Genomic DNA, 13,420 nt, shown 5'->3' with positions numbered 1-13,420 from the left:
GACTGCGGCTTCTTTTTTTCATTCTCCCTACTAGGAGTTTCCTTCCTAAATTACCCAAAAAGGCGTGTCGCTCTGCGTTTTTCAAAAAACGTTTTGCGACACGCCCTTTTCTTTATTTGTTACACGTACTTTGATTGTACTCTCCTTGGAAAAATCTGTTTATACTGTTATCATCATTTTCTTCGTGATATACTGCTTGATGATGTTTTTCCTTGCATTCAGGCGTTACACCTTTAGCACACTCCTTCATGCAAACGGGATCTCCACAACATTCTTCTACTACTGACGGTTCTTCGACTCTGGGAGATGCTGATGCTACAGCTGCAAATAGGCCAACCTGCATCAGTCCTAACATGGAATACACCATAAGTTTTTTCAAGGTACCTTTCATCTGGAAACCTCCTTTGAATATGTATATCGAATGCACAATTTACATAATACAGTCTTTTCTTTAATTTTTTTTTAAAATCACGTAGGTAAATTGCACCAATCAATAGAAAAAGCCGCCCACCAGGCGAACCTGACAGATGAGCATGGCCCATTTAAAGGTTTCACATTCCGTGGCCACGATAAATTAAACTCTCTCTTATTCTTTATCCGTACATGAAACTGTTATTTTAGATAGGTATTAGGTATAAAAAATAAAAAAGCCCATCCCCCGGCCAATGGCTGAAAAATGGGCTACTATCGTCAAAACGCAAGTCCCCAGCAACTGCATGCTGCTGGGGACTTGTATGGATAAAAATTTGGAAAGCCGCACTTTAAAAATGTGGCTTAGTTTTATCAATTACCCGATGAGCCGGAACCAATGGCAATCCCAATCAGAAGAGCTGCAACGCTGCGCAACGCCCGATCATGACGGTCTTTCTCCCGTTCTTGCCGCTCACGCCATTCCCTTTCACCTTCATGCGGCCGGCGCTTCATTTCTCTTTCATGCCGCTCGTTTTCCTGACGCTTGCGTTCATCGTGCTGACGTTGGCGGTCATCATCACGGCGGTCATCGCGGTCAAGATATGCGATTCGCTGCGAACCGTCGTTATGTAATGGTCCAGAGGCTGCTGCGGCTACTGAGGAAAGCATTCCTACTTGAAGTAAACCAAGCATTGAGTATATGATAACTTTTTTGCCTATAATTTTCATGGAAACATTCACTCCCTAACTGTTTGTTGCTGGATCCATGGATTAATAATAACCGCCATTATTTAGAATTTGTTTAGAAAACATTGGATAAAAAAATAGTTGCCGCACCCCGAATGATGTGGCTAATACTTGGTTGCGGGAGCAGGACTTGAACCTGCGGCCTTCGGGTTATGAGCCCGACGAGCTACCAACTGCTCCATCCCGCGAAATACTAATGGTAATATGCCCTAGTTTTCAAATATTACACAAAATAAAAAGCCGCTCCATCCAAAGAACAGAGCGACAGATAAAATCATCGTTAATTTGTTATTTCAGGGGCGTCACTTTCCTCTTTTAAGGCCCTAATAATATCGGGTAAACCATCCAACAATTCCCGCAATTCTTCCTCAGTCAATTTGATGTTTAAATCATCCGATACATTGTCCATAGCCAACACCGCCTTATAAAAATATTGAAATTACTAAATGCTTAACTTTATAATACAACATAAATATTAGTAATTCAGTTAAGTGTTCGTTAATATTTAGTTAAAAAAGCCGCACCCCGAAGGATACGGCTAATACTTTTGTTGCGGGAACAGGGCGTGAACCTGTGACCTTTGGATTATGGGCTCAACGAGCTACCAACTGCTCTACCCCGCGATATTATATATTTTATCTCCATGGTTTTTGAATATTACTGAAAAACGCCAGCCAGCTAAACGGCTGATGGGCACCATCGCATCAAACACCTATTAATATTTCTTCTGATTCATGTCCACAATTCTTGCAAACTACGGATTTGAGGTAGTTTCTCAATAAAGGCTCTTTACTTGATTCCATACTTAGTTCGTTGAAAGGTTATTTTCCCCTGGGCAATTTCTTCTAAAGCAATGCTAACTGGCTTCGATGACTTACAATCTATTAATTTTCCACTACCCTGAATGATTTCTCGCGCTCGTTTAGCTGCTAAAACAACAAGGGTATATTTATTATCAACTTTGCCTAACAAAACTTCTAATGGTGGATTGATCATTTTTTGTGCCTCTTTTCATTATTTCCGCTCTGTAACCAACACCACCTCACACATTATCGTTAAGTTTTTATATCAACAATAATTATTATACCACACTTCTCATGTTATTGGAAATTTTTCCATTTATTTTAAATTTAAGGAAAAGAATATTCATATTTCATGACTTATGTCAACACAAAAGCCGCACCCCGAAGGATGCGGCTTTAACTGAAAGAGTGGCAATAGTGGCAAACTATCGTCACCATGTTTAGTTTGCATCATATTTATTAGAAGTACCTTGAGAAAAAATAAAAAATGGGAAAGCCGTCCACCAGGACAAGCTCGGTAGGCAAGCATGGCCCATTTAAAGTTTTCACATTCCGTAGCCACGATAAATTAAACTCGCTCTTATTCTTTATCCGTACATGAAACTGTTATTTTAGATAGGTATTAGGTATAAAAAAATAAAAAAAACCCATCCCCCAACCGGCAGGCTGAGAGCGGGCTAGTCCAGGGACTAAATATCCTCAAAATATATAAATACCCAGCAACATATTAGTCACTGAGTACCTATATAAGGAATATGGTAATGTGAAGAATTTATGTTCAATAGGTAGACCTTACCTTCTATGAACATATTCAGGATTATATATTCCTATTTTTAGAATTACCTTAAAAAATATTATAAAACAAAAAAACCGCGCCCCCCGAAGGATGCGGCAGGCGGCAACCAAAAAAACACCCAGCTAAGGCTAACACCGCACCTACGTTTAGTCAACCTTTATAATCGAAATATAGTCTTCTTCCGATTATGTATTACAAATATTTGATTTGGCTTTCATAGGCATTTAATGCATTCAACGTTGAGGTATCGGTTGCATAGTTGTTCTGGTCACTTATGCTACTGATACCACTCATACTACTTGTGCTATTTGCGTTACTTGTACCGCCAAGGGCGTTAGTTGACAGTGATTTACAGACCCCACAATTAACGCAAGTTGCATTGCCCTGAGGACAAGATGTTGAACTGGATGATGAACCAGATGCCCCACTGGATGATGCACCGGATACTGCACTGGATGATGCACTAGCACTTAATCCTGCAGCGCTTAATTCAACGGTATCCTCACTAGAAGTAGTGGATATACTACTCTGAGCTCCTGTAGAACTTGAATTTGCGGAATTTAGAGATTGATATAAACTTGTTGCTGAAAAAACAGATGAAATCGACATTGTTTCACCTCCCTTAATTTACCTTCTTAAATTATCGGAGTAATTCATTTTAATTATGTTTGAAAAACACTATGCTTGAAAATAATTCTAAGGTTTTAACATATGGTTTTGAAGACTCCGGAGGGTCTGATCAACAATACAGCCGACAACTTGTTCATCCACATTCAACATGATAAACTTGCTGTCTTCCGTATCGGTCATTTCTGCTAACCCGAATTTGTTACGTAAGTTATAGATATAGCTTATTTGACCGCGAAGATTGATCATACCCTCGATTATACTGGGAAGTCCGGGAACCTTTTGAATGTTATATTTTGGGGCGCGTATTATACCGTTGACTGCTAGTGCATCAATGCCATATTCACTACCATCAATCTCGAAAATGACTATCTGGCTAATTGCCATAAGTTATTCCTCCTTCCGTGCGATCAGGTTTCATTAGCTAGTGCGGTAAGTTGCTCGGTTATACTGGTAATTTCCTCTACACTGGCCGTTATTTCTTGAATAGCGGCTGCTTGTTGTTCAACAGTTAGCGCCGTTTCGCTGCCCATGGTAACTGTACGATCAACAGAATTCCTTATTAATGTAGTGAACTCTTTAATTTTTCCAACCGTTGCTTTGGAATCAGCCGATAGTTTTCTGATTTCTTGAGCTACAACTCCGAAACCTAAGCCCGCTTCTCCTGCTCTGGCCGCCTCAATGGCTGCATTTAATCCTAAGAGGCGAGTTTCGTCGGCAATCTCTTTAATTAGATCCATAACACCGTTAATTTCACCAGTGACGGAGTTTACCTGGCTTATCTCAGTGTTTAAATTGTTCTGATTATCGCTAACAATACCTGCAGAGGCAGCTAATTCCTCCATGGTGGCTGAAATCTGATGCAAGCTGTCGTCTAACACCAGAGCTACTGATTTTAATTTTAGATGCTGAAATGCATTCTTAGACATATTATTGGCAACCGTGAAAAGAACATTAGCTGCTGCTTCAATACCCTCTCTTGATAGAATTCGAACTTCCTTGGCAGCTTCGACATATCCGTCGCCATCAACACCTATTTCGCCTGCAATTCTTCTATATTTATTTTCATCAGAACTTGACGTAAGAACTTGTCCACCTAATATTGTGCCAAGCAATTTACCTTCGACGATAATCGGCGCTGCAAAGTCAATCAATCCAGCATGACATTCATATACGACAGGTTTGCCTGTTCGTACGGCCTCTTCCCCACCTTGGCGATGTGATTCAGCACAACGTTTATCACCGCATTCTGTGGAGTGAGTATAATCCATACAGAATCGGGTATAGCAACTTGGATTGGTGACAGGCTTTCCGTCAGGATCAACTGTTACACTAGCTACACCAACTCCTTTTGCGAAATCATCCTGAAATTTTTGTAAAAAATCAATATTAATTACATCGGTAAGCTTAAGTGTGGATAAATTCACTTCGTAACTAGTAGATTTGTTTTCTAATCCTGGCTTGCTCATGTAAATTCCTCCTAATAATTTTTTAGTTGAATACCTATAGTAAGGTTATTCTACAGTCTTCCCCTTTACATACCGATATTTCTTAAACACTTAACTATTTATGCAAAACACATGCCAATATCCACTTTTACTCTTAAAAAATATTGACAAGCAAAATCTCCAGCAAAATATCGATAATCTTCATCATTACAAATCCTTTTCTTAATAAACTTCAACTTTAGTTTATTATTTCAATATCAAAAATTGCATTATATGCAATTTTTGTTTGAAAATTTTGGCGAACTCAAAAGTTCACATGGAAAAACCCCCCTCTGCAATACTGCAGAGGGGGACCTACAATTCTAAACCTTTATTCATCAGATACTCCTGGACCATAAGTACGCTTATCATCCATCCGGAACGGTCTTGGGCTGCAGTACCCTGAGCCCATACAGTGTCTGCCAAGCAACAGGACAGACCCCGGCCTTACTATTATTAGGGCCAACCATCACAAGTGAAATTCATGTAAACAGACTTCGCTCTTTTTGCCGCCGTTCAATTTCTTTATCAAAAATATATTTTGCCAATTTATTGGTCATTTTATCGTCTAGTTCGCAAAACTTAATTGATGCAAAATGTTTCTGGGATGCTGTTTTGGGGTATTTAATACGAACAAATTCCCCTTTCACTTTCAATGTCGTTTGTTCCCACAAGGATAATGTAACCATGACCTTTGAATCTGCAGGTGGTGCTACTGGCATAGCAACCTGCAATCCACCAGCACTAAAATCTTTTGTAACCGTTTTTATAACTTTTCTTTGACAATGTTCATCTAGAAATTCCAGTATTACCTCTAAGCAAATCTTTAGTCTTACATATTCACGCATTTGAGTCCGTTGCATATCAATTGGCAGAGAAAGCTCCCACAAAGAAATTACATCCCACCTATACCCAAGCAAGATAGCTTTTAAAAAATAGGCACATTCCTCAGCTGTAATTCTCGCTTCGATTATTTCACCAATGCGAGATTGCATTATCTTGTCTTCTCGAAATGGAGACAAGATAAACATAGACTTTTCACCAATTGATTCAATGAAGCTCGAATAAATAAATTCTTCTTGTGTTTCCAAATCATTGTGTCTAATATCTATTTTTTCTAGTGCACTCAAAATGCTGATGTCCATAGATCCCCCATAAATCTTTTCGACTCATAAAAAATCACCCATTTAATCTTTCCGCATAATCAATACGGTTCACTCCCTGGCCTACTTCCCTAGTAATTTATGGGTATTTCTCCATATTGATCAGTATGTCCTGCTGCACTCTTACATTTCCTAACAAATCTCTTCGCGTCTTTTCAAGACAACCAATCTATCCCCTGTAAAATAATAAAACGCCATTCCTATACTGTGGAGTGGCGTCTTTACGCAAAATGTTCAAAGCCATGTGTGTGGTTCAGTGTGGCAGAACTACAACAGTGTAAACCTTTTCGCGCTATTTTAATTGAACCCAGTTAATTTCCGGTTGTTTTTTATTTAATACAGCTAACTCCTTATCGGGATATCCAATAATGATAGGAGCAACAGCGTATAAGTTATCAGCAATCCCCAGTTCTTGCTTCATATCCGGTAAATTCAGGAATTCCCTGGCAAAACCAATCCAGCATGCACCGAGACCTTTAGCGTGTGCTGCTAGCATGAGGTTCTCTGCTGCTAAATTACAATCTTCAAGTGGATAAATACCTTGACCGATTTTGGCACAAATAATAACCAGTGTACTTGCATCATAAAAAATATTTAAAGATTCATTTTGAAGCCACCCAAGATATTGCTTAAAATACGGAAAATCTTCTAAATGTTCAAGTAAAAATGCTTTAATCCGTTGGGATAACTCCCGCAGATAAGCACCATCCTGAATAACAACAAAAGACCATGGTTGTGAATTGCTGGCGCTTGGTGCTTGTGACGCGGCATTAATTAATACTAAAATATCATCTTTTGCTACCATTTTGTTAGTGTAACTCCGAACAGACCGCCGAGTATTAATTGCCGTTAAAACATCCATTTTTTCAGCCTCCTTAGTTAGTAGATATTTCACCAAATGTATGTTATCATTATTGCAAAGTTTTTATCCTATTGCCAGGAGTGAGGTTATCATATGATTAATACTCCCACTAGAAATCCTGAAGAAATCCGGCGAAACGAATTATCGAAGTTTTTACGTTCTCGTCGAGAACGGATAAACCCAGAAAGTTTTGGATTTCCTATTTCCTCCAGGCGCAGAACTTCCGGACTCAAACGTGAAGAATTAGCTCAACTCGCTGGGGTAAGCGTTTCATGGTATACATGGTTAGAACAAGGACGTCCTATTCAAGTTTCAGAACAAGTCTTAAATAGTATTGCTCGTGTTTTACAACTTGATTGGGCAGAACGCAAACATCTATTTGTACTTGCCAAAGATTATTATCCCACGCAGGAATTAGCTACAGAGAATACTTGTTTTATTAGTTCAAGCTTACAACAAGTGCTTGACGCATTCGGCATTTGCCCTGCCTATATTATGGATCAACGTTGGAACATTGTAGCTTGGAATAAAAGCGCATGTAAGGTTTTCGCCGATTTTTCCTCCCTATCTCCACGTGATAAAAATCTTATCTGGCTTTTATTTATTGATCCTTCGCAAAAAGAAATACTAATGGAATGGGAAAAAGAGGCCAAACGATGCCTTGCGATGTTTCGGATAAGTAGCGATCAATATATTGCAGAGCCATGGTTCACAAAATTCGTAAATAGTTTAAAAAATATTAGTCCTCATTTCAGGAAATGGTGGGATTTGTACGATATTCAAGTTCCACAAGGAAAATGCAAAAAAATAAATCATCCTGTAGTTGGCCCATTAGCATTGCAACCTACAACATTATTGTCTGCAGAATCACCTGAACTAAGAATCATGGTATATACCCCACTTTTGGATGAAGACACAAATAAGCTTACTAAACTGAATTCCGTCTAAAACCTAGAGGTGCGCAGCCGATGGGTTTGGGTGGCAGAAAAGTAAAAAGCATTTTTGCATAGAGGTGATATCCCGTGCCGCTTACACGAAAGGAGAAACAAAGAATCTACGAGGAAGAACTCGAACGAATAAAAGCCCGCGAACGCATCCAAGCTGCACGTACTCGGACGCGGCAGCCGAAATCTTCGGGTTTTATGAATTGGGTTATTGTCTTAGGTTTTTTACTTATGCTTTATATTGTATTGGGTGGTAAGTAATACTTATCCCTATTTCCTAGGAATTTTTTTGCACCAGACCCAGACAATTCTCGTTTCGATGTGCCGGAGCGATCATCCAATAGAAGAACAGCAGTGCACCTGCCTCACCGAGCAGCATGATGATTGCCATCGGCATTGCATTGCTGCTCCCGGCGCTACCTACGAGCGGGGCCATGATTCCGCCCGAGATCATCGAAAAAAAACCGATGAGTGCTGAAGCACTGCCTGCATTCTTGCCATGTGCCCGCATCGCAAGCGAAAAGCTCGTCGCACCCATAACGGATATCGTTGGAATCGTAAAGAGCAGCGCGATGAGCACGATGCCCAGCGGAGCCTTGGACCAGAAACAGCCCAGGAGAAGAATACTGCCCATAAACGCCTGCACGAGCGACCGCCATAACATCGTTGCGTCCGATACACGTCCCGCCAGGCGTCCACTCAACACGCCGCCTAACATGATGGCCACGCCAATCCCGCCGAAAATCCCGCTATAGGCCTGCGCCGAGACACCATAAATATTCTGAAACACAAAGGATGACCCCGAAATATAAGCAAAGAACGCTCCAAACGAAAAACACTGCATGAGGCAATGACCAAGAAAATACCGATCACTCAGCAGTCTGCCAAAACTCATGAAGCTCGACTTGATGCCGGCAATACGCTTTTCCGCGGGCAGCGTTTCCTTGAAATTAAAAGATGCGACGGTAAGCACCAAACCGATGCATCCGAGAAAGGCAAATATGCCCCGCCATGAGGCCACAAGCAGAATCTGCCCGCCGACGACCGGCGCGAGGATCGGTGCCAGTCCATTCACGAGCATGAGCATCGAGAAAAATTTTGTGAGTTCCGACCCCTCGCAGACATCACGTGCAATTGCACGTGCGATAACAATGCCGACTGCACCGGCAAGTCCTTGAATAAAGCGAAATGCAAGGAATACCCAAATAGACGTCGCAAATACGCAGATGAACGTCGAAAGCGCGAAAATAAAAAGACCGACATAGAGCGGTCCGCGGCGGCCTTTCATGTCACTGACCGGGCCAGCGAAAATCTGCCCGATGGCCATACCCGCCATCGTGGCGGTAAGCGTGAGCTGGACCATCGATGTAGCAACGCCAAATTCATCCGTCATGAGCGGCAGCGCGGGCAAATACATATCCATCGAAAGCGGTGCAAGCGCCGCAAGTAATCCTAAAAAAATCGTGAGCCAGACTTGGCTCTTTTTATTTTGTACTGTCATAAACATTATCCTCCTAAATCAAAGCGTTAGTTAGTAATAACTAACACAGAATTGTTAAAAATGGTGCGGCTGTATTCCACGTGCAAAACATGTTGCACCAAAAATGATTTCTTCTTTTTTGCTGATAGCACTGATCGGACCATATACATCCAACATTTTATTACAAAACAAACCAAAGTTAAAACTCATGAAATGAATGGCAAGTTTTTCGTTATTCGCCTTGAGAATCTTGCCCCGCGCATACATCTCGTCGAAATACCACACGAGAAACTCCTTGAGCAGGCTCGGATCTCTTTTTACATCGATATCGCAGGCAAGCAAATTCTTACTTTCCTTGAAGCGGATAAGGATAGCCTTTTCATTGCGTAAATTGAAATGATATTGCATCTCCGCCAAGAGCAGCAGATCATGCTCTAATTCCCAGATCAACTGCTCACGAAGACCGTTTTCTATAGGATACTCAAAGGAATACTGCTTCATGATCGCTACAAGGATCGCCTTTTTTGAGCCGAAATGACGAAATACCGACATCTCGCTCACACCGGCGGAGGCTGCAATATCCTTCGTCGTCGTCTCCTTGAATCCTTTATCCACAATAAGCTCCGTCGCCGCCTGCAGGATCTTCTCCCGGGTCGATAGATTTTCTGTCTGCATATGGGCCCCCTGTTTGTTGGTACTAACTAACATTATAATATTTTAGGAAAATTTGTCAAGTGAACTTGTTTCAGCATAGCTGAAACATCGGCGGGTTCAGGCCGCCTGCAGAGGCGGAAGTCTTAACTCGCCGCAAAAGATAAATGCTTATATCAAGGCTGATGCTGGTCACGATTTTCAAGAGTATAAGATTGGATTCACTCATAGTAAAATATAGGTCCGGAGATAATTTTAAAAATATCTCCGGACCCACGAAAATATCACCTATTTTCTACACTTTCCTGGAGTAATATCTTGGCTTGCCGCGTAGCCCACTTGATTTCATTTGCCGTTACAGCCACGTCAAGTAACCCATGTAAATAATAGCTGCCTGAAAGTCTGGGCTGCCATTGATCAATTGCCTTAGTTAGACTTTCCCAATACTCTTCACTGATTTCTTCCGGGATTGCGGTACCGCCATCAATAATAACAGTTCTAATTTTTCCGTTGACACGAATAACTATTGTGCAACCGCTTTCTAATAGTTGTAAAATCGCTCTAAATTCCTCACTTATAGGTGGACTACCAGATTTAATTCTTCGGTCCAATCGTGTAGGCAAAAGATCAAAGATACGGTCACCTTTCTTAGTAATTGATTCGTTGTAATCAAGTAGTTTTTTAGCCAATAAAACCCACTCTCTGGGTTCAGATGATTCAGCGACCACTTGGCGCTCTCTACTAAGCAAATCCAACAGCATTCGTGCTTCCTTATTTAGTTTGTTAACCCGCTTACGTTGTTCTGTATCTATATGAAGCTCATCACTGTCAAGGCCAACATAATCCTGTACCGCCCGGCAAAAATAAAGAACTGCCGCCTCATTGCTTTCTCTCAGTTTCTCTTTAAGTAGTTTGCTATACTTTGGCGGCCATAACAATACGTTGATAAGCATAGCCGAACCAAGACCGACAAAAATTACTCCTGATCTGGCAAGAGCATGAAATAAAAACTCTTCTGTGCTAGAACTTAAAACAAAAAGAGCAGCAACTATACCCATGGTTATGCCACTATGTAGTTTAAACTTTATATATATTGGTATAAGCAAAACTACTATTAAACCCGCTGATAACGGATTCACACCGAGGAAATAGCCAAAAAAGAAACCTGCCGTAACACCCAGTATATGGATCAAAATCTGATCCCGTGCGGCCCTTAATGTCAAAAATATTGATGGTTGTATATTTATCACGGCAGAAACAGCACCAAAGAAAGCTGGTTCCAGACCAAGATACTTGCAGATAAACATTGTAATTGCAACAGCTATACCTGTTTTAATAACGCGTGCACCAATTTTCATTTTTCAACTCCTACTATAGATCCACCGTTATTCCGATGATTATGGAATGAGGCGGATTTTCCCATTTGCTTAGATCGACGGCACATAAATTGCACACTATACGTATTAGCTTTTCATGAAGATGAGGAGCTTACTTTTTTATAAGACTGTAAGAAAAGTTATAAAGGCATATTTCAAATTATGGAGAAATTAACTGTAATAGTAAGTGAGCGAAAAGCGAATTATTTAGCGATACTATATTGACTAGTATACGACTGCAATGGCAGGCGTATGAACAATGAATTTATGTGATGGATCACTTATGGAGGGATTATAAATTATAGCGCTCGCAGGTCTTGCCTTCACAGCTGTTACTGTTTGGATTCCAGGACTGCATATTGTTATACCGGCGGCTGTTTTAGCACGAGGATTAAGTATGGCTGCCAAAGAATACTCCAATATGGATGAAAGCAAGGGAAACAAGTGCGAGCAGTTGCAAAATTAGCGCATGGCGGCGTTGATGGAATCATTAAATTTATTAGAGGCTAAAAGTAAAACTTACCCCCATTATTTACCAAACGCATTTATTATGTGATTACATTGAATTGATTCTTTTGTTAGATACACTTCCAAAATATCAAACCTGCAGGCACAATCGGTGATTCCACGCTGATTAAAAAAACATAATGCCGTATTTATTATTTTCTGCTGTTTCCTAAAGTTAACGGCTTCTGCCGGAAACCCATAAATCGTCGAACGTCTAGTCTTTACTTCAACAAACACTAGGCAATCTTTATCTTTCGCAATGATATCTATTTCGCCAGTTTTAGCACGATATTTGGTAGCAATAATTGTATATCCTAGTTTACTTAGATAACTAGCAGCAGACTGTTCGCCTTTGTCCCCTGTCGCTATATGGTTCATTATCTCCTCCAAATAACTCTAGAACTGCCAGTTGCCAAAACGTTGGTCCAAACGATAAATATACGCTAATACTTCAGCCACCGCTTGGTATAATTCCGGAGGTATTTCTCTGTCTAGTTCAACAGCCATCAGCATGCCTGTTAATGTTTTATTCTGATATATAGGAACCCCATGCTCCTTAGCTGAATGTATTATTTTCCCAGCAACAACACCTGCCCCTTTTGCTACAACTTTAGGCGCAATACCGTCCTGTTCATTATATGTGAGTGCAACTGCTTTAGGTAGTTTGTCACGCTTTGTATCTGGCATAGTCTCATCTCCTCAGTAGTACAACAATTACTCTGTGCAGTCAGTTGCAATCGCAGCAGCCTTAACCGGGGCAAAGCTCTGCCGATGGTATGGGCAAGGTCCATATTTAGCAAGCGCTTCCATATGTTCTTGGGTACCGTAGCCTTTATGACGGTTAAATCCATACTTTGGATACTGGCAGTCAAGCTCATTCATGATTTGGTCCCGTTCAACTTTCGCGATAATGGATGCCGCCGCAATAGAAGCACTAACCTGATCGCCACTGATAATGGATTTCGATGGTATAAACAATTCAGGTAATGGTACTGCATCAATTAATACAGCCTGAGGTACTGGTAACAAACCAGCAATCGCAGTATACATTCCTCTTATTGTAGCTTGATAAATATTAATATCATCAATTATTTCAGGGCTCACTGCACACCGATTTACCGCAATCGCGATATTTTTTATTTCTTCATACAATTTTTCACGTTGAGACGATGTTAATTTTTTGGAATCATTTAGCCCTGGCAAGTAACAATCTGGCGGTAAAATAACAGCAGCAACCATTACAGGGCCAGCCAATGGTCCCCTGCCAGCTTCATCGACTCCGGCCACCAAACTGTAGCCTTCATTATTTAACTGTCGTTCATATTCATATAGAGCTGCAATCCGCTCACGCTCGCGCTGAGCCTTCCGGAGATGAGTCTCCCATTTATCAATAAGACGCTTTACCGAAATACGGGCATCCATTTTAAGTCTGTTTATTGTTTCTAATGAAATCTCCTGCTCTGATAATAACGCCGAAATTTGCGCGACTGTCATCTGTGCCGTATCCAAAAGTAAAATACCTCCAAGTTCAGATGTTTTAGTTATTCTGCGAGAAAGACTGCAAAT

Annotated in this window: 17 protein-coding genes and 2 tRNA genes; 2 read left to right on the top strand and 17 right to left on the bottom strand. The window is 40.8% G+C overall.

Annotated elements, in window-relative coordinates; translation table 11 throughout:
- Nucleotides 1–112 precede the first annotated feature (112 nt).
- The 11 genes from SALPA_RS29205 to SALPA_RS22140 form a co-directional block, all read right to left on the bottom strand.
- Nucleotides 113–391, bottom strand: a complete 279-nt coding sequence (locus SALPA_RS29205) for a hypothetical protein (RefSeq protein ID WP_186451178.1) — start codon at nt 389–391, stop codon at nt 113–115.
- Nucleotides 392–783: 392 nt separating this feature from the next.
- Entirely contained in the window at nt 784–1,140 is a 357-nt protein-coding gene (locus SALPA_RS22180; protein ID WP_145099086.1) for a hypothetical protein, read from the bottom strand.
- A 130-nt stretch (nt 1,141–1,270) separates the two neighbouring features.
- A tRNA-Met gene (locus SALPA_RS22175) sits at nt 1,271–1,346 on the bottom strand.
- A gap of 92 nt (nt 1,347–1,438) precedes the next feature.
- Nucleotides 1,439–1,567, bottom strand: coding sequence for a hypothetical protein (locus tag SALPA_RS31665; RefSeq protein ID WP_255451305.1), 129 nt, complete (start codon nt 1,565–1,567; stop codon nt 1,439–1,441).
- 141 nt (nt 1,568–1,708) lie between these two features.
- Nucleotides 1,709–1,781 (bottom strand) — tRNA-Met (locus SALPA_RS22170).
- A 166-nt stretch (nt 1,782–1,947) separates the two neighbouring features.
- Nucleotides 1,948–2,154, bottom strand: a complete 207-nt coding sequence (rpoZ, locus tag SALPA_RS22165; RefSeq protein ID WP_145099083.1) for a DNA-directed RNA polymerase subunit omega — start codon at nt 2,152–2,154, stop codon at nt 1,948–1,950.
- 795 nt (nt 2,155–2,949) lie between these two features.
- Nucleotides 2,950–3,366, bottom strand: a complete 417-nt coding sequence (locus SALPA_RS22160; protein WP_145099080.1) for a hypothetical protein — start codon at nt 3,364–3,366, stop codon at nt 2,950–2,952.
- An 87-nt stretch (nt 3,367–3,453) separates the two neighbouring features.
- A complete protein-coding gene (locus tag SALPA_RS22155; RefSeq protein ID WP_145099077.1) occupies nt 3,454–3,771 on the bottom strand; it encodes a chemotaxis protein CheW in 318 nt (105 codons plus the stop codon).
- A 23-nt stretch (nt 3,772–3,794) separates the two neighbouring features.
- On the bottom strand, nt 3,795–4,853 hold the full coding sequence (locus SALPA_RS22150; RefSeq protein WP_145099074.1) for a PocR ligand-binding domain-containing protein: 1,059 nt from the start codon (nt 4,851–4,853) through the stop codon (nt 3,795–3,797).
- 500 nt (nt 4,854–5,353) lie between these two features.
- Complete coding sequence (locus SALPA_RS22145) at nt 5,354–6,016, bottom strand: flagellar brake protein (RefSeq protein ID WP_145099071.1); 663 nt, start codon at nt 6,014–6,016, stop codon at nt 5,354–5,356.
- Between the two features lie 310 nt (nt 6,017–6,326).
- Nucleotides 6,327–6,896, bottom strand: a complete 570-nt coding sequence (locus SALPA_RS22140) for a nitroreductase (protein ID WP_145099068.1) — start codon at nt 6,894–6,896, stop codon at nt 6,327–6,329.
- Nucleotides 6,897–6,989: 93 nt separating this feature from the next.
- Between SALPA_RS22140 and SALPA_RS22135 the strand changes: the two genes are divergently transcribed.
- Nucleotides 6,990–7,844, top strand: a complete 855-nt coding sequence (locus SALPA_RS22135; RefSeq protein ID WP_145099065.1) for a helix-turn-helix transcriptional regulator — start codon at nt 6,990–6,992, stop codon at nt 7,842–7,844.
- Nucleotides 7,845–7,918: 74 nt separating this feature from the next.
- Nucleotides 7,919–8,101 carry a hypothetical protein gene (locus SALPA_RS22130; protein WP_145099062.1) on the top strand — a complete coding sequence of 61 codons (183 nt, stop codon included), beginning with the start codon at nt 7,919–7,921 and terminating at the stop codon, nt 8,099–8,101.
- A 16-nt stretch (nt 8,102–8,117) separates the two neighbouring features.
- On the opposite strand, the gene SALPA_RS22125 is transcribed toward SALPA_RS22130, so the two are convergent.
- From SALPA_RS22125 to SALPA_RS22100, 6 genes are all read right to left on the bottom strand, one after another.
- Nucleotides 8,118–9,341: a multidrug effflux MFS transporter gene (locus SALPA_RS22125; protein WP_145099059.1), complete on the bottom strand. Its 1,224-nt coding sequence runs from the start codon at nt 9,339–9,341 to the stop codon at nt 8,118–8,120.
- Nucleotides 9,342–9,395: 54 nt separating this feature from the next.
- The gene (locus SALPA_RS22120; protein ID WP_186451177.1) at nt 9,396–9,995 is read right to left on the bottom strand and encodes a TetR/AcrR family transcriptional regulator; all 600 of its coding nucleotides are present in this window, start codon (nt 9,993–9,995) and stop codon (nt 9,396–9,398) included.
- 260 nt (nt 9,996–10,255) lie between these two features.
- On the bottom strand, nt 10,256–11,329 hold the full coding sequence (locus tag SALPA_RS22115) for an aromatic acid exporter family protein (protein ID WP_145099053.1): 1,074 nt from the start codon (nt 11,327–11,329) through the stop codon (nt 10,256–10,258).
- Nucleotides 11,330–11,875: 546 nt separating this feature from the next.
- Nucleotides 11,876–12,232: a YraN family protein gene (locus tag SALPA_RS22110; protein WP_145099050.1), complete on the bottom strand. Its 357-nt coding sequence runs from the start codon at nt 12,230–12,232 to the stop codon at nt 11,876–11,878.
- Nucleotides 12,233–12,250: 18 nt separating this feature from the next.
- Complete coding sequence (locus SALPA_RS22105) at nt 12,251–12,541, bottom strand: EscU/YscU/HrcU family type III secretion system export apparatus switch protein (protein WP_145099047.1); 291 nt, start codon at nt 12,539–12,541, stop codon at nt 12,251–12,253.
- A 27-nt stretch (nt 12,542–12,568) separates the two neighbouring features.
- Nucleotides 12,569–13,363 carry a ribonuclease HII gene (locus SALPA_RS22100; RefSeq protein WP_145099044.1) on the bottom strand — a complete coding sequence of 265 codons (795 nt, stop codon included), beginning with the start codon at nt 13,361–13,363 and terminating at the stop codon, nt 12,569–12,571.
- Nucleotides 13,364–13,420 lie beyond the last annotated feature (57 nt).

The sequence above is a fragment of the Sporomusa sp. KB1 genome, assembly GCF_007830295.1.
In the GTDB taxonomy this organism is placed as follows: Bacteria; Bacillota; Negativicutes; order Sporomusales; family Sporomusaceae; genus Sporomusa.
Note: the sequence above shows the minus strand (reverse complement) of the source record. Positions and strands in the feature narration are given on the sequence as shown.

Coding starts and splice junctions, on each gene's coding strand:
- SALPA_RS22110 (WP_145099050.1), bottom strand. CDS start 12,232: ATGAACCATATAGCGACAGGGGACAAAGGCGAACAGTCTGCTGCTAGT.
- SALPA_RS22125 (WP_145099059.1), bottom strand. CDS start 9,341: ATGACAGTACAAAATAAAAAGAGCCAAGTCTGGCTCACGATTTTTTTA.
- SALPA_RS22140 (WP_145099068.1), bottom strand. CDS start 6,896: ATGGATGTTTTAACGGCAATTAATACTCGGCGGTCTGTTCGGAGTTAC.
- SALPA_RS22135 (WP_145099065.1), top strand. CDS start 6,990: ATGATTAATACTCCCACTAGAAATCCTGAAGAAATCCGGCGAAACGAA.
- SALPA_RS22145 (WP_145099071.1), bottom strand. CDS start 6,016: ATGGACATCAGCATTTTGAGTGCACTAGAAAAAATAGATATTAGACAC.
- SALPA_RS22155 (WP_145099077.1), bottom strand. CDS start 3,771: ATGGCAATTAGCCAGATAGTCATTTTCGAGATTGATGGTAGTGAATAT.
- SALPA_RS22160 (WP_145099080.1), bottom strand. CDS start 3,366: ATGTCGATTTCATCTGTTTTTTCAGCAACAAGTTTATATCAATCTCTA.
- SALPA_RS22120 (WP_186451177.1), bottom strand. CDS start 9,995: ATGCAGACAGAAAATCTATCGACCCGGGAGAAGATCCTGCAGGCGGCG.
- SALPA_RS22150 (WP_145099074.1), bottom strand. CDS start 4,853: ATGAGCAAGCCAGGATTAGAAAACAAATCTACTAGTTACGAAGTGAAT.
- SALPA_RS31665 (WP_255451305.1), bottom strand. CDS start 1,567: ATGGACAATGTATCGGATGATTTAAACATCAAATTGACTGAGGAAGAA.
- SALPA_RS22105 (WP_145099047.1), bottom strand. CDS start 12,541: ATGCCAGATACAAAGCGTGACAAACTACCTAAAGCAGTTGCACTCACA.
- SALPA_RS22180 (WP_145099086.1), bottom strand. CDS start 1,140: ATGAAAATTATAGGCAAAAAAGTTATCATATACTCAATGCTTGGTTTA.
- rpoZ (WP_145099083.1), bottom strand. CDS start 2,154: ATGATCAATCCACCATTAGAAGTTTTGTTAGGCAAAGTTGATAATAAA.
- SALPA_RS29205 (WP_186451178.1), bottom strand. CDS start 391: ATGAAAGGTACCTTGAAAAAACTTATGGTGTATTCCATGTTAGGACTG.
- SALPA_RS22115 (WP_145099053.1), bottom strand. CDS start 11,329: ATGAAAATTGGTGCACGCGTTATTAAAACAGGTATAGCTGTTGCAATT.